Raw genomic sequence first — 25703 nt, forward strand, 5'->3', positions numbered from 1 at the left:
CGTGGGCTTCCGGCCGCGATGGCAATGGGGGCAGCGGCGTTCGGTGGTTGGGGATTGTTGCTGCCGGTGATTCCCCTGGCCGTGTCGCAATCCGGGGCATCCGACGCGGTGGCGGCGGCCAGCACCGCGATCTTCATGACCACGACGGTGATCACTCAGCTGTTCGTCCCGCGGATGCTGATGCGCGTCGGCCATCGCGCGGTACTTGCCGCAGGGTGCTTGCTGCTGGGTGTTCCATCGCTGTTGTTCATCGTGTCCGTCGATGCCGTACCGGCACTGGCCGTCTCGGCACTGAGAGGAACAGGCTTCGGCATGCTGACGGTGGCCGGTGCTGCCATCGTTGCCGAGTTGGCTCCCACTGCGTTGCTCGGCCGAGCGACGGGCGCGCAGGGGATTGCCGTCGCGTTGGCTCAGATGATCACGCTACCAATGGGTTTGGTGATCTTCGCAGCGAGTCCGACAGCCGTCTTCGTGCTCGGTGCTCTTGTGCCTGCGGCCGGTTTGATCGGCGTGGCATTGTTGCCGCCCACCAGGCCCGCGCCGCAGCCGCCGAGAATCGAGCGGGTTCGCCTCGACATCCGGCAATTCCTCGTGCCGTGTCTCGTCGTGGCCTCGGTGTCCGCGGCGTACGGCGGAATCACCAGCCTGTTGCCGATCGCGGAATCGAACCGAGCCGCCATGATCGGTCTCGCCCTGGCCGTCGTCAGCGCTGCGATGCTCGTCGGCCGGTACACCGCAGGATCGGTTGCGGATCGAATCGGCATCGGACGCTCCGTCGTTCCCGCTCTGGTCTCGGCGGCGATCGGTATAGCGCTGTTCGCGATCGCTGCGCTGGGGAACATGCCCGCTGCACTGTTCTTCGTCGCCGCCGTGCTGTTCGGAATCGGGTACGGCGCATGCCAGAACGACAGTCTGGTCATGGCCTTCGACGCGGCCGGGCCCGCTCGCTACAGCAGCGCCAGCGCCGTCTGGAACATCAGCTTCGACGCGGGCACCGGTGCGGGTGCGCTCGCGCTGGGTGTTCTCGCTACGAGCGTGGGGTACACCGCGGGATTCACCGCGGCTGCAATCACGGTGGTCGTCGTTGCGGCGGTGGCGCTGATCGCCCGACCACGCCCCGATAGACTTCCCACATGACTTCTGTGGTGTTGCTCGATTACGGCTCGGGCAATCTGCACTCGGCGAAGAGGGCGTTGGCCCGGGTCGGTGCCGACGTGACGGTGACCTCGGATTTCGACGAGGCCCTCGATGCAGAGGCTTTGGTGGTTCCCGGTGTCGGCGCGTTCGCCGCCTGCATGGAGGGTCTGCTGGAGGTGCGCGGTGACCGCATCATCGGGCGTCGCCTGGCCGGTGGACGACCGGTGCTGGGTATCTGCGTCGGAATGCAGATTCTGTTCGACCGTGGCGTCGAGTTCGGTGTCGAGGCCAACGGGTGTGGGGAATGGCCGGGAACGGTCGAGCGCCTGCAGGCCGACGTGTTGCCCCACATGGGCTGGAACACCGTCGAGGCACCGGAGAAGAGTGTGCTGTTCGACGGTATCGATCCCGAGACCCGGTTCTATTTCGTCCACTCCTACGCTGCTCAGCAATGGGAGCTCGAACCCAGCGACACCATCGCCGCGCCACTGCTGACGTGGGCCGATCACGGCGGCCGATTCCTCGCTGCCGTGGAGAACGGCGCGCTCTCGGCCACGCAGTTCCACCCGGAGAAATCCGGTGACGCCGGTGCCGCGCTACTCGAGAACTGGGTTCGATCGGTGTGAGTGACCGCGAGTTCTCGCTGGGCAGGTTGGCCTTCCGGGCACTCGGTGCGGCCGTCGCGGTGCTGGCTCTCGCCACTGCCCTGATCGCCGTCCTGCAACCGAGCGCAGGCATAGCTCTGTTCATCGCCCTGTCGGGTGTCGTCGGAGCGATCGCGGCAATGGGAGTTGTGTCCACTCGTATGACCAAGAATCTCGGCCGGGACAATTGACGGTCCTTCGCTGCGGCCCGCGGATCTACACAGAGGACACCCGTTTTGAATTCGATGCGAGTCAGCCCGTAGCATAACCGCACGTGAGCCTGGTCTTATTGCCTGCTGTCGATGTCGCAGGCGGCGAAGCTGTTCGTCTCGTTCAAGGAGAAGCCGGAAGCGAGACCAAGTACGGGTCGCCTCGTGATGCAGCCCTCGCGTGGCAGAACGACGGTGCCGAATGGGTCCATCTCGTGGATCTCGACGCCGCGTTCGGGCGGGGCTCCAACCGGGAGTTGCTCGCGTCGGTCGTCGGCGAACTCGACGTCGAAGTAGAGCTGTCCGGTGGCATTCGTGACGACGAGTCGCTGCGCGCGGCGCTGGCGACCGGTTGTGCGCGAGTCAATCTCGGCACCGCAGCCCTCGAGGATCCGCAGTGGTGCTCTCGCGCCATCGGCGAGTTCGGTGATCGCGTCGCGGTCGGGCTGGACGTGCTGATCGTCGACGGAGCTCCGCGACTACGCGGCCGTGGCTGGGTCAGCGACGGCGGCGATCTGTGGGAGGTGCTCGAGCGGCTCGAGCGCGACGGGTGTTCGCGCTACGTGGTCACCGATGTGACCAAGGACGGCACGTTGACGGGGCCCAACCTGGAACTGCTCGCCGACGTGTGTGCCAAGACCGACAAGCCCGTCATCGCGTCGGGCGGCGTGTCCACGATTGCAGATCTCGAAGCGATTGCCGGTCTGGTCCATCGCGGCGTGGAAGGCTCCATTGTCGGAAAAGCGCTGTACGCCGGACGTTTCACGCTGCCCGACGCCCTCGCCGCGGTGTCCCGGTAGCAACGAATGACCCTTCCCGAGGAACCGACTCGTCTGCTCGACATCGCCGGTGGATTGCTGGACGGCGTCCATGATCGGTTCGTTGCGGGCGTCGGCGCACCGAGTGCTGTGCAGAAGGGACCGGACGATTTCGCCACCGCAGTGGATCTGGAACTCGAGCGGCGACTCGCTGCGGAATTGTTCGACTCGACCGGAATCGCTGTTCACGGTGAAGAATTCGGTGGACCGGATCTGAACTCCGGGCTCGTCTGGGTACTCGACCCCATCGACGGCACGTTCAACTACTCGTCTGGGTTGCCCTCGGCGGGAACGTTGTTGGCCTTGCTCGACGACGGTGTGCCCGTCCTCGGTCTGACGTGGTTGCCGCTGGTGGACCAGCGGTTTGCTGCGGTGTCGGGCGGTCCGCTTCTACTGAACGGTGTGGCACTCCCGATGCTGCAGCCGAAGGTGTTGCGCGAGTCCATGATCGGCTTCGGTGCCTTCAACGTCGCCAGTCGGGGACCACTTCCCGGACGATTCAGGTTCCGGATTCTCGAAGAGCTGTCGATGCATTCCTCTCGCCTGCGGATGCACGGTGCGACCGGGGTGGATCTGGCCTACACGGCCAGCGGCGTACTCGGCGGTGCTGTGGTCTTCGGTCACCGGGCCTGGGACAACGCTGCCGGTGCGCTGCTGGTGCGCTCCGCCGGCGGAATCGTCACCGACCTCGCCGGCGAACCCTGGACGGTAGACTCGACGTCGGTGCTCGCGGCCGGGCCCGGGGTGCACGACCAGTTGCTGAAGGTGATCACCGAACTCGGTGACCCTGCCGACTACCTGGAAGGACCTGCGCGATGAGCGTCGCGGTCAGAGTGATTCCGTGCCTCGACGTCGATGCCGGACGTGTCGTCAAGGGCGTCAACTTCGAAAACCTCCGCGACGCAGGCGATCCCGTCGAACTAGCGGCTGCCTACGACGCTCAGGGCGCCGACGAGCTGACCTTTCTGGACGTCACCGCGTCGACGTCGGATCGAGGCACGATGCTCGACGTCGTCAGCCGTACGGCCGAGCAGGTGTTCATTCCGCTCACCGTCGGCGGGGGAGTTCGCACCGTCGCCGACGTCGACCGTTTGTTGCGAGCCGGAGCAGACAAGGTCAGTGTGAACACCGCCGCGATAGCCCGACCCGAGTTGCTGCGCGAACTCAGCGAGAGGTTCGGGTCTCAGTGCATCGTGCTCTCGGTCGACGCTCGTACCGTTCCGCAGGGGCAGCAGGACACCCCATCGGGCTGGGAGGTCACCACACACGGCGGCAAGCGTGGAACCGGTATCGACGCCGTCGACTGGGCGGTACGTGGTGCGGAGTTGGGCGTGGGAGAAATCCTGCTCAATTCGATGGATGCCGACGGCACCAAGGCCGGGTTCGATCTACCGATGATCGCAGCGGTCCGGGCTGCAGTGCACGTGCCGGTCATTGCCAGCGGGGGAGCGGGACGGGTGGAACACTTCTCACCCGCAGTGCATGCCGGTGCGGACGCCGTTCTCGCCGCCAGCGTCTTCCACTTCGGCGACCTCACCATCGGCCAGGTCAAAGATGCGATGCGCGCCGAGCGCATCGTCGTTCGATAACAAAGAGGTTTTCCGATGACACTCGATTCGAGTCTGTCCGCGAGACTCAAGCGCAACGAAGCAGGACTGTTCAGTGCGGTCGTGCAGGAACAATCGACCGGGCAGGTGCTGATGGTCGCTTGGATGGACGACGAGGCACTCTCTCGAACCCTCGAAACCCGCAAGGGCACTTACTATTCCAGGTCCCGGCAGCAGTACTGGGTGAAGGGTGAGACGTCGGGGCACACGCAGTACGTGCACGAGGTCAGGCTCGACTGCGACGGTGACACCGTGCTTCTGGTTGTCGATCAGGTCGGTGCGGCGTGCCACACCGGCGCACACACCTGCTTCGACGCCGACGTGCTGATGGGGCCCGAGAACTCTCAGGCGTGACCTGTGCCTGCAGCGATTCCCTTGTCCAGCTGAGCCAGCAGGGTTGCGCTCAAGGTCGAGAGCTGCTCGACCTCCGCGTCCGAGAGCCCCTCGAACACCAACGCCTGCACCGTGCCGACGTGCCCGGGTGCCGCTTCCACGACCTTCGCCATCCCCGAGTCGGTCAGCACCGCGTAGGAGCCGCGACTGCCCGGTATGGACTCCCGGCGAACCCACCCGGCCTTCTCGAGCTTGGTCACCACGTGTGAGAGCCGCGAGAGCGACGCGTTTGCGAACTCGGCCAGATCCCGAAGTTGGATTCGCCGCTGCGGGTTCTCGCTGACAGTGGCGAGGACGAAATAATCGAAGTGGGTCAGCTGAGAATCGCGCTGCAGCTGAGCATCCAGTGCGGCCGGAAGTCGAGTGACAAGGGCGACGAGCGAGCGCCAGGCGTCCTGTTGATTCTCGGTGAGCCACTGGGGATCCACCGTGTCCTGCGGTGTCGCAGACGTGTTCATCGCGGGGAACCTCTCCATCCAATAGTTGTGCTCTGCTCATGATGCCCCGAGGGTCCCCCCACCCGAGGCGTCACGTCCGACAGATGTTCTACGCGCGATGTGCGCGCAAGTACTCGAGCGCCTTGTCGGCGTGAGCCTCGAACCGTACTTCGCTCGAAAAGGTCTCGAGCACCTTCCGGTCGGTGCCGATGACGAACGTCGCCCGCTTGACCGGAGAGAGCTTGGCGAGCAGACCACGCTTGACGCCGAAGGCGGTGGCGACGGCACCGTCCTCGTCGGAGAGCAGGGGGTAGTCGAAAGACTTGGCCGCGGCGAACTCTGCCTGTTTGGCGACGGCATCGGCACTGATCCCGACTCGGGTGGCTCCGATCTCGGCGAACTCCGAGGCCAGGTCACGGAAATGGCATGCCTCGGCAGTGCACCCGGGGGTGAAGGCGGCGGGGTAGAAGAACAGCACTATCGGACCGTTCGCCAGCAGCTCGGTCAGGGTTCGGGTCTGTCCGGTCTGGTCCGGTAGAGAAAAGTCGGGAACGAGTTCGCCTGGTTTCATGTTCGGCAGGTTACCGCGCGCGCCGACTCTCGTGCCGAACCTGGGAGGATGGAGGTATGCGCGGCGAGACGACCACCGACCCCAGTCCCACCTCCGGTACCGAGAACTCGGACTCGACCACTTCCCGTGAGGTGTTCCGGCAGCTCGCAGCAGAGCACCGAGTGGTTCCGGTGACACGAAAGGTGCTGGCCGACTCCGAGACTCCGCTGTCGGCGTACCGCAAGCTCGGCGCGGACCGGCCCGGCACCTTTCTGCTCGAATCGGCAGAGAACGGCCGTTCGTGGTCGAGGTGGTCGTTCATCGGTGCAGGCGCTCCGGCGTCGCTGACGGTCATCGACGGCGAGGCGGCCTGGCGCGGCAACGTTCCGGCTGGGGTACCCAGCGGCGGCGATCCACTCGAGGTCCTGGCGAGAACTCTCGAGCTGTTGCACTCGGAGCGGGTACCCGGGCTGCCCCCGTTGACCGGTGGCATGGTCGGCTACCTGGGTTACGACTCGGTGCGGCGCATCGAGAAGCTGCCCGAACATGCCCAGGACGACCTCGGTGTGCCCGAGCTGGTCATGCTTCTCGCGACCGATCTCGCGGCCGTCGATCACCACGAGGGTGCGATCACTCTCATTGCGAACGCGGTCAACTGGGACGGAACCGACGACAACGTCGACGAGGCCTACGACGACGCCGTGCGCCGTCTGGACCGCATGTGCGCCGACCTGTCGAAGCCTGCCGACTCGACGGTCTCCACCGTCTCCAAGCCTGCACCGCAGTTTCGTCGGCAGCGAACCTCGGAGGGATTCGGTGCCGACGTGGCCCGTTTGGTGGAGGAGATCGAAGCCGGTGAGGCGTTCCAGGTTGTCCTCTCGCAGCGCTTCGAGATGGATACCGAGGCGTCGCCGCTCGACGTCTACCGAATGCTGCGGGCATCCAACCCCAGCCCGTACATGTACCTGATGCATGTTCCGGGCGACAACGACGAGACTGCTTTCTCGATCGTCGGATCGAGCCCCGAGGCCTTGGTGACAGTGGTCGACGGGCTTGCCACCACACATCCGATCGCGGGCACGCGCTGGCGCGGTACCTCCGAGGAGGAGGACGTGCTGCTGGAGAAGGATCTACTCGCCGACGAGAAGGAGAATGCGGAACACCTGATGCTCGTGGATCTCGGTCGTAACGATCTGGGACGCGTCTGTGCCCCGGGCACGGTCCGGGTGAGCGACTACCGCCACATCGAGCGGTACAGCCACGTCATGCATTTGGTCTCGACGGTGACCGGCCGGCTGGCCGAGGGCAAGCGCGCGCTCGACGCGGTCAAGGCCTGCTTCCCGGCCGGGACGTTGTCGGGAGCACCGAAAGTGCGTGCGATGGAACTGATCGACGAGCTGGAACCGACCCGACGCGGCATCTACGGCGGCATCGTGGGCTATCTCGATTTCGCGGGTGACGCCGACACCGCCATCTCGATTCGGACCGCTCTGATCAAGGACGGGACTGCCTATGTTCAGGCCGGGGCAGGGGTCGTGGCGGATTCGGTCGCGCAATACGAGGACGACGAGGCACGAAACAAGGCGATGGCCGTGCTGGGCGCAGTTGCGGCCGCTGAATCGTTGCGCGAGGTCGGTGGGCTATGACCGAGCGATCCGCTCGTCGTGCGTCGGCCGCTGTGCCGGTCGCTCTGCTGATCGTGGCCGCGGCGTGCCTGTGGGGCGCGTCGAGGATGACCTGGGTTCGGGTGACGTCTTCCGACGGTCTCGGGGAGAGTCGAACGGACGACCTTCTCGGTAGCACCTGGGCCGCTGCCACCACACCGCTCGCGCTGGTGCTGTTGGCGGCGGTGGCCGCGTCGTTCGCGGTGCGCGGGTGGGCCTCTCGGGTGTTGGCTCTGTTGATCGCGGTGGTGGCCGTGTCGGCCGCTGTTCCGGCCGTTCGACTGCTCACCGCCGGAGCATCCGACTCGGAGTCGGCGGCCCTTGCCGAACTCCCCGCCAGGGCTCAGGTCACGATGACGGAGGTGTCGATTCTCCCGGCGATCGTCACCTTGATCGGCGCGTTGTGCGCCCTTGCTGCGGCGGTGGTCTCGATTCGGAAAACGTCTGCCTCGCAGGTACTCTCGTCCAAGTACGCAGCCCCGGCGGTGCGTCGTGACGAGGTGGCTCGACGAGTTCGCAGTTCCTCGTCCGACAGCGGCGTGCAGGACGAGGGCGAGGACCTCACCGAACGCATGATGTGGGACGCGCTGGACGCGGGCGAAGATCCTACCGACGAGTCCGGTACCCCGCGTTCGTCGTGATGAATCCGCCCTCTACGCTAGGTCCGACCCCGATGAGATTCCTCACATCGGAAGTCGACGCTCAGAAAGGACTGGGGGCACCATGACTGTTCTCGACTCGATTCTCGACGGCGTTCGGGCCGATGTGGCCGCACGTGAATCGGTGGTCGACTTCGCCGCCGTGAAGGCAGCAGCGAAGGCAGCCCCGGCACCCCTCGACGCCGCAGCCGCCCTTCGCGAGGACGGCATCGGCGTCATCGCCGAGGTCAAGCGTGCCAGCCCGTCCAAGGGCGCACTCGCCGACATCGGTGATCCCGCTGTTCTGGCTCGCGCCTACGAGCAGGGTGGGGCCCGGATCATCAGTGTTCTCACCGAGGAGCGGCGCTTCCATGGGTCTCTTGCAGACCTCGACGCCGTGCGTGCAGCGGTCTCGATTCCGGTGCTGCGCAAGGACTTCATCGTCGGCCCTTACCAAATCCACGAGGCCCGGGCCCACGGTGCCGACGTCATCCTGCTGATCGTCGCGGCGCTCGAGCAGGACGCGCTGACGTCGTTACTCGATCGCACCGAGTCGCTGGGTATGACCGCGCTGGTCGAGGTCCACACCGAAGCCGAGGCGGACCGTGCCCTCGAGGCCGGTGCCCGCGTCATCGGCATCAACGCACGCAACCTCAAGACACTCGAGATCGACCGCGACAGCTTTGGCCGAATCGCGCCCGGCCTGCCCAGCGAGATCATTCGCATCGCAGAGTCCGGTGTACGAGGAACTGCCGACCTGCTTGCCTACGCCGGTGCCGGAGCCGACGCCGTGCTCGTCGGCGAGGGCTTGGTCACTGCAGGCGATCCTCGGACGGCCGTCTCGGACCTGGTGACGGCGGGAACGCACCCGTCGTGTCCCAAGCCCGCACGCTGACCCTGCACGACTGACCTTGCACCACTGACCTTGCACCACTGACTCCGGCACCAGACCCGAGCGCGGCGGCAGTCCGCCGTTGGGGCACACTGGACCGGTGAGCATCAGCAATTCTTCAGGCATCACGGACGCCCCCGAGGTAGTCCGTTTCAAGGGCGCTGATCTGCCGCAGAGCAGTATCGGCCTCACCGATCGCAGCGCGCACGAGCCTGATGTCGGTGGTCACTTCGGTGTGTACGGCGGAAGATTCGTCCCCGAGGCCCTGATGGGTGTGATCGAGGAAGTCACCGCCGAGTACGAGAAAGTGCGCAGCGACAACGAGTTCCTCGGTGAGCTCGATCGGCTGCAGCGCGACTACACCGGCCGACCCTCGCCGGTCTTCGAGGCGACCCGGTTGTCCGAGCACGCCGGCGGCGCTCGAATTCTGCTCAAGCGGGAAGACTTGAACCACACCGGTTCTCACAAGATCAACAACGTTCTCGGACAGGTTCTGCTCGCGAAGCGAATGGGCAAGACTCGCGTCATTGCAGAGACCGGTGCCGGTCAACACGGCGTCGCAACCGCCACCGCCTGTGCCCTCATGGGGCTCGAGTGCGTCGTGTACATGGGCGAGGTCGACACCGAGCGCCAAGCACTCAACGTCGCTCGGATGCGCCTGCTCGGATCGAGCGTCGTGGCCGTCAAGTCGGGATCGCGCACCCTCAAGGACGCCATCAACGAGGCGCTGCGCGATTGGGTCACCAACGCGGACAACACGTATTACTGCTTCGGTACCGTCGCCGGACCGCATCCGTTTCCGGTCATGGTTCGCGACTTCCAGCGCATCATCGGCCTCGAGGCGCGGCAGCAGGTGCTCGCCTCCACGGGCAGGCTGCCCGACGCCATCGCCGCGTGCGTCGGCGGTGGGTCCAACGCGATCGGGATCTTCCACGCCTTCATCGACGACGCCGACGTTCGGCTGATCGGTTTCGAGGCGGCGGGTGACGGCGTCGAGACCGGTCGCCACGCTGCGACCATCAGTGGCGGTACTCCGGGTGCGCTGCACGGTGCGTACTCCTACCTCCTGCAGGACGAAGACGGCCAGACCGTCGACTCGCACTCCATCTCAGCGGGACTGGATTACCCGGGTGTCGGTCCTGAGCATTCCTACCTGCACGACATCGGGCGGGCCGAATACCGGGGAATCACCGACACCGAAGCGATGAACGCTTTCAAGATGCTGTGTCGTACAGAGGGCATCATTCCCGCCATCGAGTCCTCGCATGCCATTGCCGGCGCATTGACGCTCGGCAAGGAACTCGGCGAGGGCGCGATCATTCTGGTCAATCTGTCCGGACGCGGAGACAAGGATGTCGACACCGCCGCCGAATGGTTCGGTCTGATCGACGGAGACGGCGAACCGAACGTGGACGACGAAGTGGGTATCAAGCCATGAGCAACAACGACTCTCGCCTTGCGGGTACCTTCGCGCAGTGCCGCGCCGAGGGGCGCGCAGCGCTCGTCGGGTATCTGCCCGCTGGCTTTCCGACCGTGCCGCGCTCGGTCGAGGTGTTCAAGACGATGGTCGACGCAGGATGCGACATCGTCGAGGTAGGCATCCCGTACTCCGATCCGGTGATGGACGGCCCCACGATTCAGGCCGCAGCGGATGTGGCCTTGAAAGCCGGTGCCCGAGTCAAGGACGTGTTCACTGTCACCGAGCAGGTTGCTGCCGCAGGCGGAAAAGCGGTGGTGATGACGTATTGGAACTTGGTACTCAAGTACGGCATCGAGAACTTTGCCCGCGATCTCGCCGGTGCGGGTGGGCTCGGAATCATCACCCCCGATCTCATTCCGGACGAGGCCAAGGAATGGATCGAGGTGTCCGACAGCTACGGACTGGACCGCATTTTCCTCGTTGCCCCGTCGTCCACCGAGGAACGGCTGGTCAGCACCGTCGAAGCCAGCAGTGGCTTCGTCTACGCCGCCTCGACGATGGGCGTGACCGGTGCCCGCGACGCGGTGTCCTCGATGGCCCCCGCGTTGTCTGCTCGTATCCGTGAGCACTCCGACATCCCCATCGGCGTCGGTCTCGGTGTTCGCTCGGGTGCCCAGGCCGCCGAGATCGCGCGCTACGCCGATGCCGTCATCGTCGGATCGGCGTTGGTCAGTGCCGTGGACAACGGACTCGAAGCGGTGCGTGACCTGACGACGGAACTCGCCGAGGGTGTCCGTTCCGCTTACGTAGCGTCGTGACTTCGACCGAGATCCTGGCCTACATTCCCAGCCCCGCGCAGGGGGTCTGGCACGTCGGACCGCTCGCTCTGCGGGCTTACGCCCTGTTCATCATCATCGGAATCGTCGTGTCGGTGGTGTGGGGCGATCGCCGGTGGGTCGCGCGGGGTGGAACGAAGGGCACCGTTCTCGACGTCGCTGTCTGGGCCGTCCCGTTCGGTCTGCTCGGCGGCCGTCTCTATCACGTGGCAACGGACTGGAAGACGTACTTCGGTCCCGGCGGAAATCCGATCGAGGCGCTGTACGTCTGGAACGGCGGTCTCGGAATTTGGGGAGCGGTGTTCCTCGGCGGAGTCGGTGCTTGGATCGCCTGCCGTCGACGAGGGATCCCCCTGCCTGCATTCGGTGATGCCGTGGGGCCACCGATTCTGCTGGCCCAGGCAATCGGCCGCATCGGCAACTACTTCAACCAGGAACTGTACGGTCGTGCAACCACGCAGCCGTGGGGCCTGGAAATCTACGAGCGAGTCGACTCGAACGGTCGACTGGACCCTTTGAACGGCGTGTCGACGGGGTTCGTGGAGAAGGTCGTCCATCCGACGTTCCTCTACGAGTTGCTGTGGAGCCTCGCAATCGTCGCCCTGCTGGTGCTCATCGATCGCAAGTACGTGATCGGGCACGGACGACTGTTCGCGTTGTACGTCGCCGGATACTGCGCCGGACGATTCTGGGTGGAACTCATGCGTGACGATTTCGCGACGAAGATCGCGGGAATTCGCATCAACACCTTCACGTCCGCCATCATCTTCGTGCTGGCGATCGCCTACTTCCTGATCGCCACCAAGGGTCGCGAAGACCCCGCGACCCTGAAATCGAACGATGACGTGGACGGCGGTGCGGACGCCGCAGCCGGCGATGCCTCAGGCGACCCGGACGAGGCCGAAGGAACCGCCGACACAAGGGGCGTGCAGACGTCCGAGAAGAAAGCCGAGGAAGAAGGCAGTACACGTGGTTGATTTCGACAAGGCCCACGGGCCCGAATCCGGTTCCGGCACCGGGGATTTCAGTGACGGTGACGTCAAGCCGACCGCGTCGTTCGGCACTCCGTTCGACTACGGTGCCACCGCAGAGGCCTCGCTCTCGGAGCCGCCCGCCACCTCGGAGTCCGCGCCGTCGCACGGTCCGACAGGACCCACAGGGCCGGGCTGGGATACGTACTCGGGGATCGGAAACGGCCCGGGTTGGTCCAGCACACCGAGCTACCCCGCCCCGAGCCCGGACGGCAGTGTCGACAATCCGGTCGGGGGATTTCCGCCGCCGCAGAACTACCCACCCCAAAACTATCCACCCCAGAACTACCCGCAGCAGGGGTTCGGCCCGCCCCAGAACTACCCACAGCAAGGGTTCGGTCAACCGCAGGGCTATCCGCAGCAGGGCTACCCGCAGCAGGCTTACCCACAGCACGGGTACGGCCAGCAACAGGCTTACCCGCAACAGGGGTACGGCCAGTCGCAGGCTTTCGGCTGGCCTTCGGGCTACCCGGGCGGACACCCGTTCGGTGCAGGACCCGACGCGCCGTACGGTCGTGATCCGGTCACCGGCGAGCCGTTGTCGGACAAGTCCAAGATCGTCGGCGGCCTGTTGCAGATATTTCTCGGTTGGTTGGGTGTCGGTCGGTTCTACCTGGGCAGTATCGGAATCGGTGTCGCACAATTACTCCTGTTCTTTTCCGGTGTTCTGCTCACCGCAGTGTTCGGCCTCGGGCTGATTCTGTTGTTCGGGCTTTTCGTCTGGCACATCGTCGACGGCGTCCTCATTTTGGTGGGCAATGTAACGGACACTCAGGGACGAAAACTGAGAGACTGAGCCCTCGTTCGCACCGCATCTGCGTAAGGGAGCCCGAAGTGAGTGACTCAGGTACATCGTCGTCCGACGGATCACCGGGCGACTCATCCGGTTCGACAGAACCGACAATTTCGTTCGAGAAGGGCACCCCCACCGGATCGGGCCCTGTCTACGGCGCACCCGACCCCAACTACACGACCCCGAACTACGGTGCCTCGAATCCCGGTGCCGCCGATCAGGGCCAGCAGTTCGGACCTCCGCCCGGTAGCGGTTATCCACCGCCTGTAGATGGTTCGGGTCAATACTTCGCGCCACCCCCGCCCTACGCGGGTGGTCAGTACGGAGGGCCGCAGTACGGGAGCGGGCCCGGCTTCATGGACCCGATGGCTCCGTACGGCCGTCACCCGGTCACCGGGGAACCCTTCTCCGACAAGCAGAAGTTGACCGCGGGCTTGCTCAACATCCTGCTGGGCGCATTCGGTGCCGGGCGTTTCTATCTCAATCAGCCGGGCATTGCAGTCGCCCAGATTGCCGTCACGTGGCTCACCTGCGGTATCGGTGGCATCTGGCCGCTGATCGACGGGATCATGATGCTTACCGGCAGCGTGCGCGACGAGCACGGTCGACCGCTGCGCGACTGATTACCTCGTCGGCGGCCACCGGCATTCGCGATTGCATCGTTGCGAATTCCAACTGCTACGATTTCGCCATCCGGGAGCGATCTCGGATTCTTTCGCGGGCCAGGGTTGTCCCGGTGAATTCCCGACAGGCATTTTGATTCCGGCTCGTCCGACCGATCCGGTCGAGACGAGCCGAACAGCCGGCGGGGTTGCCGAGACCCACGGCGCAGCGCTCGAGACACTGCACCGCCCTCACGCACCCACCGGCCTACGTGGAGGTGATCGTGGTGCTGTTCTCTCGGATGCCTGCGGAGCAGGGTCTGTACGACCCGAGCGCGGAGAAGGATTCCTGCGGCGTGGCGATGATCGCCGATATCGCGGGACGACGCTCCCATTCCATTGTGGCCGACGGCGTACTGGCACTGGAGAATCTGGAACATCGCGGCGCTGCCGGGGCCGAACCCAACAGCGGTGACGGTGCGGGCATTCTCATCCAGCTCCCGGTCGAACTCCTCGTCTCTTTGGCACCGTTCGATCTACCCACCGCACGAGGCGACGGTGACAATACTTTTGCGGCCGGCGTGTGTTTTCTGCCGCAGGGAATTCGGGAGCGTGCGCTCGCCGTCGAACGTGTCGAATCCATAGCGACCGAGGAGGGTCTGGACATCCTGGGCTGGGTTCCGGTCGAGGTCGATCCCGATCGAGCCGACGTGGGAGTCACTGCACTGGGCTGCATGCCGTACATGAGCTACCTCTTCGTCACCGCCCCCGAGGTCGACGGCGCGCGCCCGGCGGGTCTCGCACTCGATCGGCTGGTCTACGCACTACGCAAGCGTTCCGAACGGGTCACCCCCGAGATCGAGGCCGAGGGCTCGGGACTGTTCTTTCCGTCGCTGTCCTCGCGCACCATCGTCTACAAGGGCATGCTCACCACGATGCAGTTGCCGCTCTACTTTCCGGAGTTGCGGAACCCGTTGTGCACGAGTGCAATTGCCATCGTCCACAGTCGATTTTCGACCAACACGTTTCCGTCGTGGCCGCTGGCGCACCCGCATCGCTACGTTGCGCACAACGGTGAGATAAACACCGTCAAGGGCAACCGAAACCGGATGAGGGCTCGCGAAGCGCTTCTGTCGAGCGACCTGATCCCCGGGGACCTGGAACGATTGTTCCCGATCTGCAACCCCGATGCCTCGGACTCGGTGTCGCTGGACGAAGTACTCGAACTGCTGCATCTCGGTGGACGCAGTGTTCCGCACGTGGTGATGATGATGGTGCCCGAGCCGTGGGAGAACCACCGCACGATGGATCCCCGGGTGCGAGCGTTCTACCAGTTCCATTCGTCGATGATGGAGGCCTGGGACGGTCCAGCCTGCGTGACGTTCACCGATGGCAGCTACGTCGGAGCTGTGCTGGATCGCAACGGCCTTCGCCCCGGCCGCTGGTGGCAGACGGCCGACGGTCGCGTGATCCTCGCCAGCGAGGCCGGCGTGCTCGACGTGCCGCAATCCGAGGTCGTCGCCAAGGGTCGCCTCGAGCCGGGCAAGATGTTTCTGATCGACACCGTCGCCGGACGTCTCGTGCCGGACGAGGAGATCAAACTTCAACTGGCAACCGAACATCCGTACCAGGAGTGGCTGCACGCCGGCCTGCTCGAGATCAAGAGTCTGCCCGAGCGTGCACACATTCAGTACAACCACGACTCCGTTGTGCGCAGGCAGGTGGCGTTCGGTTACACCGAGGAAGACCTGCGCGTCGTATTGACGCCGATGGCCGCATCCGGGGGTGAGCCACTGGGGTCCATGGGCACCGACACCCCTGCGGCAGTCATGTCGCAGCGGTCGCGCCAGCTCTACGACTACTTCATCGAACTGTTCGCGCAGGTCACCAACCCGCCGTTGGATTCGATCCGCGAGGAGATCGTGACCTCACTCGCGCGGGTGATGGGTCCCGAGCAGAACCTGCTCGAGCCCACCGCCGCATCGTGCCGGCAGATCGTGTTGCCGTGGCCGGTGCTCGACAACGACGAGTTGAACAAGATCATCCACATCAACGACGACGGCGACCATCCCGGATTGTCGGCCACGGTGTTGCGTGGCCTGTACGAGGTCGAGCGCGGCGGCGAAGGTCTCGCCGAGGCCCTCGAGGAACTGCGTGCTCGGGCATCGGAGGCCATCGCTGCCGGTTACCGGACGCTGATCATCTCCGATCGCGACTCGGACCACACGCGGGCTCCGATTCCGTCGTTGCTGGCCACCTCGGCGGTGCACCATCATCTGGTGCGCACGAAGGAGCGCACCAAGATCGCGCTCGTCGTCGAATCGGGAGACGCACGCGAGGTGCATCACCTGGCGTTGCTGATCGGATTCGGAGCCGCCGCGGTCAACCCGTATCTGGCGATGGAGTCGATCGAGGATCTCGTCGGCGAGGGTGAGCTGACCGGCGTCGAACCGACGATCGCGGTACGGAACTATCTGTACGGTCTCGGCAAGGGTGTGCTCAAGGTGATGTCGAAGATGGGCATCTCGACCGTCGGATCTTACACCGGCGCACAGGTTTTCGAGGCGGTCGGTCTCGATCGCGAGGTGGTGCGCGAATACTTCAAGGGCACGGTCAGCAAACTCGGCGGCGTCGGCCTGGACGTGCTCGCCGAGGAGGTCAAGCTGCGCCACCGTCGGGCCTACCCCGAGAACCCCACCGACCGTGTTCATCGTCGGTTGGAGATCGGCGGCGAGTACCAGTTCCGGCGCGAAGGCGAGCTGCACCTGTTCACGCCCGAGACAGTGTTCCTGTTGCAGCACGCGACCCGCACCGGACGATACGACGTATTCCAGAAGTACACCGACGAGGTGGATCGGCTCGCCCGTGAAGGCGGTGCCTTGCGCGGTCTCTTCGAGTTCAAGGACGGTGTGCGGCCGCCGGTTCCGCTCGACGAAGTGGAGTCGGTCGAATCGATCGTGACGCGGTTCAACACCGGTGCGATGAGCTACGGATCCATCTCCGCCGAGGCGCACGAGACGATGGCCGTGGCGATGAACAACCTCGGCGGCCGGTCCAACTCGGGTGAGGGCGGTGAGGACGTCGACCGCCTCTACGACCCGAAGCGCCGCAGTGCCGTCAAGCAGGTGGCGAGTGGTCGCTTCGGGGTGACCAGCGACTACCTGGTCAATGCCACCGATATTCAGATCAAGATGGCGCAGGGTGCCAAGCCGGGCGAGGGTGGTCAGTTGCCCGGGTACAAGGTGTATCCGTGGGTGGCGAAGACGCGACATTCGACGCCGGGCGTCGGCTTGATCTCGCCGCCCCCGCACCACGACATCTATTCGATCGAGGATCTCGCGCAGCTGATCCACGACCTCAAGAACGCCAACGAGAATGCACGTGTGCACGTCAAGCTCGTCAGTTCCGTCGGCGTCGGCACGGTGGCGACCGGTGTCAGCAAGGCGCACGCCGACGTCGTCCTCATCTCGGGATACGACGGCGGAACCGGGGCGGCACCGTTGACCTCGCTCAAGCATGCCGGCGCTCCGTGGGAGATCGGCCTGGCCGACGCTCAGCAGACGCTGGTGCTCAACGGCCTGCGTGACCGCATCACCGTGCAATGCGACGGTGGAATGCGCACCGGTCGCGACGTCATCGTCGCGGCACTTCTCGGTGCGGAGGAATTCGGATTCTCGACGGCCCCGCTCATCGTGGCGGGATGCATCATGATGCGCGTCTGCCACCTCGATACGTGCCCGGTCGGAGTTGCGACGCAGAACCCGGAGCTGCGCAAGCGGTTCACCGGGAAGCCGGAGTTTCTCGAGGACTTCTTCAAGTTCATCGCCGAGGACGTGCGAAAGTACCTCGCGCAGCTCGGTTTCCGCAGTATCGACGAAGCAGTAGGCCACGCCGACGTACTCGAGACAGCGGCAGGCGTCGCGCACTGGAAGAGCAAGGGTCTGGATCTGGCTCCGATCTTCGCGATGCCCGTCGACCGACACGGTGCCCCGATGACGCAACGTCGACGTCTCCGCGGGCAAGACCACGGTCTCGATCTCGCGCTGGATCGGACGCTGATCCAGTTGGCCGAGGGAGCGCTGGAGGACGCGCATCCGGTCAAGCTCGAGCTGCCGGTACGTAACGTCAACCGCACTGTCGGAACGCTGCTGGGGTCCGAGGTCACGCGACGCTACGGCGCGGGTGGACTCCCCGACGACACCATTCGCATTGCGTTCACCGGATCGGCGGGGCAGTCGCTCGGTGCGTTCCTGCCGCCGGGTATCACGATCGATCTGGTCGGTGACGCGAACGACTATGTCGGCAAGGGACTCTCGGGTGGTCGCATCGTCGTGCGCCCCGCCGATGATGCGCCCTTCGTCGCCGAGGACAACGTGATCGCCGGCAACACCATTCTGTACGGCGCAACCTCGGGCGAGGTGTACCTGCGGGGCAAGGCAGGGGAGCGTTTCGCGGTTCGTAACTCCGGGGCGGTCGCGGTGAACGAGGGCGTGGGTGACCACGCGTTCGAGTACATGACCGGTGGCCGGGTCGTCGTGCTGGGCCCGACCGGTCGCAACATGGCCGCGGGAATGTCCGGCGGTATCGCGTTCGTCCTCGGTCTCGATCCGGCCGACGTGAACATGGCGATGGTCGAACTGCAGATCCCCAACCCGGACGATCTGGTGTGGCTGCGCGAGACCGTCGAGAATCACCAGCGCTGGACCGGGTCCACTGTCGCGACCTCGTTGCTGGCCGACTGGCCACGCCGGTCTGCGCTGTTCACCAAAGTCATGCCCGTCGACTACCAGCGGGTGCTGGAAGCGACTCGAATGGCGCGTGCCGAGGGGCGCGACGTCGATGCTGCGATCATGGAGGCTGCACGTGGCTGATCCACAGGGATTTCTGAAAGTCGTCAAGCGCGAGGCAGTCAAGCGTCCGATCGGCGAGCGCGTCAAGGACTGGAACGAAGTGTATTCGCACCAGCCGACGAGCGAACGGGCCGCGGAGGTCTCGGATCAAGCACGCCGCTGCATGGACTGCGGAATTCCGTTCTGCCACTCCGGAACTGCAGGCTGTCCGCTGGGTAATTTGATTCCCGAGTGGAACGATCTGGTTCGTCGTGACCGCTGGGACGCGGCGAGTGACCGACTGCACGCGACCAACAACTTCCCGGAATTCACCGGTCGGGTGTGCCCGGCACCGTGTGAATCAGCCTGTGTGCTTTCGATTTCGGAGGCGGCCACCGGCGGTAGCGTCACGATCAAGCGGGTCGAGCAGACCATCGCGGATCTGGCCTGGGAAGAGGGCAGCATCGTTCCGCAACCGCCGACGATCACCACCGGTAAGCGAGTCGCCGTCGTGGGGTCCGGTCCTGCGGGATTGGCTGCAGCACAACAGCTCACCCGAGCAGGTCACGACGTCACGGTGTACGAGCGGGACGACCGCCTCGGCGGTCTGCTCCGGTACGGCATTCCCGAGTTCAAGCTCGAGAAGTCGGTGCTGGATCAGCGCCTGATGCAGATGCGGGCCGAGGGAACGCATTTCGTGACCGACTGCGAGGTGGGTATCGACTTCACGGTCGAGCAGCTCCGCGAGTCCTTCGATGCCGTCGTCCTGGCGGTCGGCGCTCTGCGGGCCCGCGACAACACCGAGGTGATCGGTCGCGAACTCGACGGTATCCACCTCGCGATGGAACACCTGGTGCCGTCGAACAAGGAGTGTGAGGGCGACGGTCCCACGTCGATCTCGGCCGCGGATAAGCATGTGGTGATCATCGGCGGCGGCGACACCGGGGCCGACTGCCTGGGCACGGCGCACCGCCAAGGTGCCGCGTCCGTCACTCAGCTCGACTACAACCCCGCCCTGCCCGGGGCTCGCGACGACAGTCTGTCGCCGTGGCCGTCGTGGCCCTTAGTGCTGCGTACCTCGCCTGCGCATGCCGAGGGTGGCGTCGTGCGTCACCAGGTGGCCGTGCAGCGATTCCTCGGCGACGAACGCGGGCACGTGCGTGCGATGGTGCTGGCCGAGGTGGAGGTGCAGCGTGACGCGGACGGTCGACGCGTCGTCACGCCGATCGGTGAAGAGGTGGAACTGCCCTGTGATCTGGCGCTGTTCGCCATCGGTTTCGAGGGCGTCGAGCATGGTCCGTTGCTCGACGAGTACGGTCTCGCGCTCACCAAGCGTGGTGCGTTGTCGTGTGGTCCCGACTGGCAGACCACCGCGCCGGGGGTGTTCGTCTGCGGAGATGCGCATCGAGGTGCGTCGTTGGTCGTGTGGGCGATCGCAGAGGGACGGTCGGCGGCTCATGGAGTCGATGCTTTCCTTACCGGGCACTCGGAATTGCCGTCTCCGGTACACCCCACGGCACTACCTCTCGCAGTGGTGTGACGCTCGTCTCTGAACCGATGCAGACCCTCCCAGCAGCGGGGTAGTGAGGCTACCGATCGGTAGTATCCGACTGGGAACGTCTGCGATAGAGAACGGGGCGTCCAGCGGCTAGGCTCGCCTTCGTGAGCCGACGTACGAAGATTGTCTGCACCCTTGGACCCGCAACCGCAACCACAGAGCGAATCCGTGAACTCGTAGAGAGTGGAATGGATGTCGCACGACTGAACTTCAGCCACGGTGATCACCCCGATCACCAGGCCAACTACGAGAGGGTCCGCGCAGCGTCGGACGCCACCGGCAAAGCCGTGGGCATTCTGGCCGACCTGCAGGGACCGAAGATTCGTCTCGGCCGCTTCGCCGAGGGCTCGACCACCTGGGCCAGCGGTGAGCTGATCCGCATCACCGTCGAGGAGTGCGAAGGCACCCACGACCGGGTGTCGACCACCTACAAGGAACTGGCTCAGGACGCCAAGGAAGGCGACCGCCTCCTCGTCGACGACGGCAAGGTCGGCCTCGTGGTCACCGGCGTCGAAGGCAACGATGTGCTGTGCCGTGTCACCGAAGGTGGACCGGTCAGCAACAACAAGGGCGTCTCCCTGCCCGGCATGGACGTATCGGTTCCGGCCATGAGCGAGAAGGACATCGCGGACCTCGAATTCGCACTCGCTCTGGGATGCGACTTCATTGCGCTGTCGTTCGTTCGCTCGCCCGCGGACGTCGAGCTCGTGCACGCCGTGATGGATCGTGTCGGCCGCCGAGTTCCCGTCATCGCCAAGCTGGAGAAGCCCGAAGCTGTCGACAACCTCGAAGCCATCGTGCTCGCGTTCGACGCGATCATGGTCGCCCGCGGTGACCTCGGCGTCGAGTTGCCGCTCGAGCAGGTTCCGCTGGTTCAGAAGCGCGCCATTCAGATCGCTCGCGCCAACGCGAAGCCCGTCATCGTTGCGACCCAGATGCTCGAATCGATGATCGAGAATTCCCGTCCGACGCGCGCCGAGGCCTCCGACGTCGCCAATGCGGTACTCGACGGCACCGACGCGGTCATGCTGTCCGGGGAGACCTCGGTCGGCAAGTACGTCATGGAGACGGTGCGGACCATGGCCCGCATCGTCGAGACCGTCGAGACCGAGGGCGACAGCGTTCCGCCGCTGACACACGTCCCGCGCACCAAGCGTGGCGTGATCTCCTATGCCGCCCGCGATATCGGCGAGCGGTTGGACGCCAAGGCTCTCGTCGCCTTCACCCAGTCGGGTGACACCGTTCGACGGTTGGCCCGTCTGCACACCAAGCTTCCCCTGCTCGCGTTCACCTCCATCTCCGAGGTGCGCAGCCAGCTGTCGCTGAGCTGGGGCACCGAGACGTTCCTGGTCCCCGACGTGGGGTCCACGGACGCGATGGTCAAAGAGGTCGACAAGGCGCTGCTCGAACTCGGTCGGTACAACAAGGGCGATCAGGTCGTGATCGTGGCCGGTGCCCCTCCCGGCACAGTAGGCTCGACCAACTTGATCCATGTGCACCGAATCGGAGAAGAGGACCGGTAAGTGGTCGAAGCGGGGGGAACCGGCGTCAGCGAAAGCGCGCCGAGCAGTACAGCGGTGAAGACCGATCTCGAGACGCTCCTCGATCTCCTCGCACTGGAGGAGATCGAGGAGGACGTGTTCGTCGGCGTTCACCCGGAACAGGTGGGGAGCCGTACGTTCGGGGGACAACTGGTCGCTCAGGGCCTGATCGCGGCGGGCCGCACCGTGTCCGGAACGTCGCGGGACGTTCATGCGATCAACGCTCACTTCATCCGCGGGGGTGACGTCAAGAAGCCCATCGAATTCCGGGTCTCGCGTCAGCGCGACGGTCGCGCCTTCGCCAATCGGCAGGTGACCGCCGTTCAGGACGGCAACGAGCTGTTCGTCATGCTCGCGGCATTCCAGGATTTCGGTAAAGGCCTGGAACACAGCGTCGAGGTTCCGGAGGTTCCGTACCCCGACGCGCTGCCACCCCTCGGCGATCATTTCGTCGGGTACGAGGACCGACTGCAGATGTTCGTCGATGCTCTCAAGCCGATCGACATGCGCTATGCGAACGATCCGGCCTGGATCATGCACGGAACCGGTGAGAAGCTCAATCACAATCGAGTCTGGATGAAGGCCGACGGTGATCTGCCCGACGCCTCGATCTTTCACGCCGCGACCATGGGCTACGCGTCGGACACCACCGTGCTGGATTCGATCATCACCACACACGGTCTGTCATGGGGACTCGATCGGATCGTCGCCGCTACAGTGAACCACTCCATTTGGTTCCACCGCCCGTTCAGGTTCGACGAGTGGGCTCTCTACGCCACCGAATCACCCGTGGCCGCCGGCTCGCGTGGCCTGGCCACCGGTCGTTTCTTCTCGATGGACGGCCAATTGCTGGCAACCGTCGTGCAGGAAGGCCTCATTCGTCATTTTCCGAAGCGGGTCCGCGACTGAACGCGCGTGCCCAGGTTCGAGTCTTGGCTGCAAGATCCAGCGAGGCGTGCGCCGGACTGGTCGAGGGCAACCGGGTGAATTCGATGCGGGGGAGAAGCAGTCCCGTCGCCACGTGACGTCGGTAGCTCTCGGCCGCCTTGGCTCCGTTGAAGAACACCCTGTCGATATTCGGCTGTTGCGCGAACAGTGTCTCGAAATCATTTGCAACGATCGATGATTCGACAATTGCCGAGTCGAGACTGCCCGCGCGCGTGCACAGTTTCAGTACATCCCAGACGGCAATCCGGTGGTCTCGGAGACGCACTGTGCGTGCGTCGTACGGGACTTCGGGTCCGGCACCGAACAGCGTTCCCATGATCGGCCAGAACGCATTTCGCGGATGTGCGTAGTACTGCTGAGCCGCCAGCGACGCGACGCCGGGCATGGAGCCCAGAATCAAGGTGGTTGCGCCCGGTCCGACGATCGGCTCGAAACTGTGCACAACGTTCATGGCGCGATTGAAGCAAATCCCCGCGGGGGTGCCGGACGTGGGACCACAATGGAGAGATGTTGGATCCACGTGTACTCGACAACAACGAACTCGAAGCCGAACTCGCCGCACTGCGCCGGGGGCGTGACGCGGCGATGGACGAAGGTGCCAGGAACGTCTCGACCGCCGACACCGATCACCTGATCGCGCGGTTCGAGGAAGAAATTCGCAAGCGACACCAGGATTCGGTGTCGGATCAGCCCAGTACCGATCTGCCCTGACCCAGGATCAGCACGGCGCATGCGGCAGTCGCAGCAACCGTCCTGACGTTGTTCCACAGGACCCACTTCGTGCTGAAGTCCTCCCATGCCGCAGCCCCGGCCGCTGTTGTCGAATCGGCGGCGGCCAGCGCGTTGTTCAATGGCACGTTCAGCAAGACCGTCACCGCGAAGCAGCCCACCACGTACAAGACGGCACCGGTGATGATCAGTGCCGAACGGCCGCCGTCGGTGAACGGACTCAGCACAGCGGCCACCACGCAGGACAATGCGGTGCCCGTGAACAGGATCAGAAACAGCGGATTGAGAATTGCCGCATTGGCGCTCTGCATCGAGGAGATCGCGACCGGAACCGGAAGGCTATTCAGTCCGGGAAGCACGCTGATCGAGAAGGCAAGCAGCACACCTGCCATCAATGCGGATCCGATGGCACCGACAAGTGTTGTTGCGGAGGCTATTCGGTCGATCATGACACCGCTGCCGGTGCCGAGATCGAGTCCGCGAATTCCTCGAAGGAGGTCTCGGTGCTGTTCTCCGGTGACCGGCGAACGTCTCGGGTCAGTTCTTCAGCGTTGAATGCCCTGGTCATGTCGACGTACAACTGCGCATACGATCTCGAGAATCCGATAGAGACGAGCATGTCTGCCATGGCCTCGTACGACAGGCACTCGTAACGGGCCGCTGTGACTTCGAGTCGGTCGCCCAGAACTTTCGTGGCCTCGGTGTAGCTGATGTCTCGCTGGCCCAGCAGCACCTGAGTGCGGACACCGTCCCCGGGTGAATCGGTCAGTGCCCGCACGGCGGCGTCGGCAATGTCCGAGGTGGCGATCATCGGAATCGGTAGGTGCGGGTCCACAGAATCGACGTGCACGCCACCGGTCGTCAGCTGCTCGACCGCCGGAAGCAGGTTCTCGAAGAACGACACAGGACGCAGCAGGTGCAGGCTCCGATCGGTCAATGTCCGTAGGCGCTCCTCCTGTTCGGCGAGGCAGCCGATGACGCCGGGCGCGTCGTGTCGATCGGCACCGAGGCTGCTCAGTGCCACGATCTTCTCGACTTGGGACACGCGGAGGGCATCGACGATCGAAGTACCCCAAGATGCCTGCTCGGCTTCGAAGTCCTCGGCGTAGGGATTGCTCGGCAGCATCACGAATACGGCCTCGCTGCCCGCGAAGGATGTGACCAGCTCGGGCGTCAGGTTCGCTGCGATGGTGTCCGCGCCACCGGCCGCCAGTGCGCCCAGTCGTTCGGTGTTCCGGCCGATTGCGCGAACCTGCTCGCCTGCCTTCAGCAGTGTTCCGGCGACGCGATATCCAACCTGACCGGTCGCTCCCAGAATCGTGATCACGATGGTGTTCCTTCCGTTCGGCTCGTGTTGTTACTCCATCCACTCTGGACATTCAAAGATGGATGAACAATGCTCGATCAGCTCGAAAAGATGTCCAATCGTCTACTTTGTGGGACGATCGATCAATGCGAGGACTCGACCCGTGGAAGTCGCCCGATCCACTCGGAGAAGCGCTGCACTTTCTGCGCATGACCGGATCCTTCTACTGCAGGTCCGAGCTGTCCGGGTCCTGGGGCATGGAGCTACCGGCGATGGAGGACGCGCTCTGGTTCCACACCGTCGTCAGCGGTCGATGCCGGTTGTCTGTGCCCGGCACCCCCACTCGCGATCTCGTTCCCGGTGACTTCGCACTGGTGCCGCACGGCCGCGGGCACGTGCTCGCCAGCGATGACGATGCAGCCTCGAGTGCGCCTGTCGTTTACGACCTTCCACACGACTACGTCAGTGATCGATACGCGGTCATCCGAAGCGGCAGCGGGGACGCGAGCGCGACGCTCATGTGCGGCGCAGTGCGACTGGATCATCCGGCGGCGCAGCAACTCATCGGTGTGTTGCCTGCGCTGGTCGTCATCGATGCGGATTCGGGCCCGCGGCAGTCGCGGATGCAATCGCTGTTGGCAATGGTTGCCGACGAGGCGACCTCGCTGGAGCCCGGGGGAGAAGCGGTCATCACCAGACTGTCCGACGTGTTGGTGATTCAGGCTCTGCGGTCGTGGATGGCCGACGACGAGCGGGCACGGTCCGGTTGGCTCGGCGCACTCGCGGATTCTCGGATCGGGGTCGCGCTCGCCCTCATTCATCGAAACCCGGACGCGCAGTGGACGGTTGCCGCACTGGCTACCGAGGTGAACATGTCTCGTTCGGCGTTCTCTGCGCGATTCACCGAGCTGGTGGGTGAATCGGTGATGCGCTACCTGTCGATGTGGCGGATGCAGATTGCTCACGACTGTCTCAGGTCGGGCGATGTCTCGGTGGCCGAACTGGCTCGGCGGAGCGGATATCTGTCCGAGGCGGCGTTCGGAAAGGCATTCAAACGCGAAACCGGAGTCTCCCCGGGGAGCGTGCGTCGTCGGCAGGAGGTCTCGCTGACGGCAGGCTGA

25 protein-coding genes and 1 pseudogene are annotated in these 25703 nt (G+C 64.7%); 21 read left to right on the forward strand and 5 right to left on the reverse strand.

The features are described 5' to 3' along the window. Positions 1-18: 18 nt before the first annotated feature. The 7 genes from ASG84_RS06460 (at position 19) to hisI (ending at position 4769) form a co-directional block, all read left to right on the forward strand. The gene (locus ASG84_RS06460) at positions 19-1137 is read left to right on the forward strand and encodes an MFS transporter (protein WP_057476165.1); all 1119 of its coding nucleotides are present in this window, start codon (positions 19-21) and stop codon (positions 1135-1137) included. Continuing rightward, positions 1134-1763, forward strand: a complete 630-nt coding sequence (gene hisH, locus ASG84_RS06465; RefSeq protein ID WP_057476166.1) for an imidazole glycerol phosphate synthase subunit HisH — start codon at positions 1134-1136, stop codon at positions 1761-1763. The genes ASG84_RS06460 and hisH overlap by 4 nt, the downstream gene beginning before the upstream one ends. Further along, positions 1760-1972, forward strand: coding sequence for a hypothetical protein (locus ASG84_RS06470; protein WP_057476167.1), 213 nt, complete (start codon positions 1760-1762; stop codon positions 1970-1972). The genes hisH and ASG84_RS06470 overlap by 4 nt, the downstream gene beginning before the upstream one ends. A gap of 83 nt (positions 1973-2055) precedes the next feature. Next, positions 2056-2790 (forward strand): bifunctional 1-(5-phosphoribosyl)-5-((5-phosphoribosylamino)methylideneamino)imidazole-4-carboxamide isomerase/phosphoribosylanthranilate isomerase PriA, encoded by a 735-nt coding sequence (gene priA, locus ASG84_RS06475; RefSeq protein ID WP_057476168.1) that lies wholly within the window; start codon positions 2056-2058, stop codon positions 2788-2790. A 6-nt stretch (positions 2791-2796) separates the two neighbouring features. Further along, complete coding sequence (locus ASG84_RS06480; RefSeq protein WP_057476169.1) at positions 2797-3627, forward strand: inositol monophosphatase family protein; 831 nt, start codon at positions 2797-2799, stop codon at positions 3625-3627. Beyond that, entirely contained in the window at positions 3624-4397 is a 774-nt protein-coding gene (gene hisF / locus ASG84_RS06485) for an imidazole glycerol phosphate synthase subunit HisF (RefSeq protein ID WP_057476170.1), read from the forward strand. The genes ASG84_RS06480 and hisF overlap by 4 nt, the downstream gene beginning before the upstream one ends. Positions 4398-4412: 15 nt before the next feature. Next, on the forward strand, positions 4413-4769 hold the full coding sequence (gene hisI / locus ASG84_RS06490; protein ID WP_057476171.1) for a phosphoribosyl-AMP cyclohydrolase: 357 nt from the start codon (positions 4413-4415) through the stop codon (positions 4767-4769). Here hisI and ASG84_RS06495 read toward each other — a convergent pair. Both ASG84_RS06495 and ASG84_RS06500 read right to left on the reverse strand, forming a co-directional pair. After that, positions 4760-5266: a MarR family winged helix-turn-helix transcriptional regulator gene (locus ASG84_RS06495; protein WP_057476253.1), complete on the reverse strand. Its 507-nt coding sequence runs from the start codon at positions 5264-5266 to the stop codon at positions 4760-4762. The genes hisI and ASG84_RS06495 overlap by 10 nt on opposite strands. Positions 5267-5354: 88 nt before the next feature. Further along, on the reverse strand, positions 5355-5816 hold the full coding sequence (locus ASG84_RS06500) for a peroxiredoxin (RefSeq protein WP_057476172.1): 462 nt from the start codon (positions 5814-5816) through the stop codon (positions 5355-5357). Positions 5817-5872: 56 nt separating this feature from the next. Between ASG84_RS06500 and ASG84_RS06505 the strand changes: the two genes are divergently transcribed. From ASG84_RS06505 to ASG84_RS06560, 12 genes and pseudogenes are all read left to right on the forward strand, one after another. Further along, a complete protein-coding gene (locus ASG84_RS06505; RefSeq protein ID WP_057476173.1) occupies positions 5873-7441 on the forward strand; it encodes an anthranilate synthase component I in 1569 nt (522 codons plus the stop codon). Beyond that, a complete protein-coding gene (locus ASG84_RS06510) occupies positions 7438-8100 on the forward strand; it encodes a TIGR02234 family membrane protein (protein ID WP_057476174.1) in 663 nt (220 codons plus the stop codon). Before ASG84_RS06505 ends, ASG84_RS06510 begins: the two co-directional genes overlap by 4 nt. A gap of 82 nt (positions 8101-8182) precedes the next feature. Continuing rightward, positions 8183-8992: an indole-3-glycerol phosphate synthase TrpC gene (trpC, locus tag ASG84_RS06515; RefSeq protein ID WP_057476175.1), complete on the forward strand. Its 810-nt coding sequence runs from the start codon at positions 8183-8185 to the stop codon at positions 8990-8992. Positions 8993-9155: 163 nt separating this feature from the next. Next, complete coding sequence (trpB, locus tag ASG84_RS06520) at positions 9156-10427, forward strand: tryptophan synthase subunit beta (protein ID WP_057476254.1); 1272 nt, start codon at positions 9156-9158, stop codon at positions 10425-10427. Next, complete coding sequence (gene trpA, locus ASG84_RS06525; protein WP_057476176.1) at positions 10424-11227, forward strand: tryptophan synthase subunit alpha; 804 nt, start codon at positions 10424-10426, stop codon at positions 11225-11227. The genes trpB and trpA overlap by 4 nt, the downstream gene beginning before the upstream one ends. Further along, positions 11224-12222 carry a prolipoprotein diacylglyceryl transferase gene (gene lgt / locus ASG84_RS06530; RefSeq protein ID WP_057476177.1) on the forward strand — a complete coding sequence of 333 codons (999 nt, stop codon included), beginning with the start codon at positions 11224-11226 and terminating at the stop codon, positions 12220-12222. The genes trpA and lgt overlap by 4 nt, the downstream gene beginning before the upstream one ends. Beyond that, positions 12215-13072 (forward strand): NINE protein, encoded by an 858-nt coding sequence (locus ASG84_RS06535; protein ID WP_057476178.1) that lies wholly within the window; start codon positions 12215-12217, stop codon positions 13070-13072. The genes lgt and ASG84_RS06535 overlap by 8 nt, the downstream gene beginning before the upstream one ends. A 41-nt stretch (positions 13073-13113) precedes the next feature. After that, a pseudogene (locus ASG84_RS28725) lies at positions 13114-13692 on the forward strand (TM2 domain-containing protein); the annotation flags it as partial. Positions 13693-13958: 266 nt separating this feature from the next. Then, a complete protein-coding gene (gltB, locus tag ASG84_RS06545) occupies positions 13959-18542 on the forward strand; it encodes a glutamate synthase large subunit (protein WP_057476255.1) in 4584 nt (1527 codons plus the stop codon). Next, complete coding sequence (locus ASG84_RS06550) at positions 18535-20040, forward strand: glutamate synthase subunit beta (protein WP_032403999.1); 1506 nt, start codon at positions 18535-18537, stop codon at positions 20038-20040. The genes gltB and ASG84_RS06550 overlap by 8 nt, the downstream gene beginning before the upstream one ends. Before the next feature lie 122 nt (positions 20041-20162). Continuing rightward, positions 20163-21581 (forward strand): pyruvate kinase, encoded by a 1419-nt coding sequence (gene pyk, locus ASG84_RS06555; protein WP_080730620.1) that lies wholly within the window; start codon positions 20163-20165, stop codon positions 21579-21581. Beyond that, positions 21582-22508, forward strand: coding sequence for an acyl-CoA thioesterase (locus ASG84_RS06560; RefSeq protein ID WP_057476180.1), 927 nt, complete (start codon positions 21582-21584; stop codon positions 22506-22508). On the opposite strand, the gene ASG84_RS06565 is transcribed toward ASG84_RS06560, so the two are convergent. Continuing rightward, on the reverse strand, positions 22474-22998 hold the full coding sequence (locus ASG84_RS06565) for a DNA-deoxyinosine glycosylase (protein WP_057476181.1): 525 nt from the start codon (positions 22996-22998) through the stop codon (positions 22474-22476). The two genes, ASG84_RS06560 and ASG84_RS06565, sit on opposite strands and share 35 nt — an antisense overlap. Positions 22999-23054: 56 nt before the next feature. Here ASG84_RS06565 and ASG84_RS06570 point away from each other — a divergent pair, with 56 nt between their 5' ends. Next, the gene (locus ASG84_RS06570) at positions 23055-23258 is read left to right on the forward strand and encodes a hypothetical protein (protein ID WP_057476182.1); all 204 of its coding nucleotides are present in this window, start codon (positions 23055-23057) and stop codon (positions 23256-23258) included. On the opposite strand, the gene ASG84_RS06575 is transcribed toward ASG84_RS06570, so the two are convergent. Together ASG84_RS06575 and ASG84_RS06580 are read right to left on the reverse strand one after the other, a co-directional pair. Next, entirely contained in the window at positions 23234-23725 is a 492-nt protein-coding gene (locus ASG84_RS06575) for an anthrone oxygenase family protein (RefSeq protein ID WP_057476183.1), read from the reverse strand. The two genes, ASG84_RS06570 and ASG84_RS06575, sit on opposite strands and share 25 nt — an antisense overlap. Further along, the gene (locus tag ASG84_RS06580) at positions 23722-24603 is read right to left on the reverse strand and encodes an NAD(P)H-binding protein (RefSeq protein ID WP_057476184.1); all 882 of its coding nucleotides are present in this window, start codon (positions 24601-24603) and stop codon (positions 23722-23724) included. Before ASG84_RS06580 ends, ASG84_RS06575 begins: the two co-directional genes overlap by 4 nt. 125 nt (positions 24604-24728) lie before the next feature. Between ASG84_RS06580 and ASG84_RS06585 the strand changes: the two genes are divergently transcribed. Further along, positions 24729-25703, forward strand: a complete 975-nt coding sequence (locus ASG84_RS06585) for an AraC family transcriptional regulator (protein ID WP_057476185.1) — start codon at positions 24729-24731, stop codon at positions 25701-25703.

It is taken from the genome of Rhodococcus sp. Leaf278 (assembly GCF_001426085.1).
Lineage (GTDB): Bacteria > Actinomycetota > Actinomycetes > Mycobacteriales > Mycobacteriaceae > Rhodococcoides.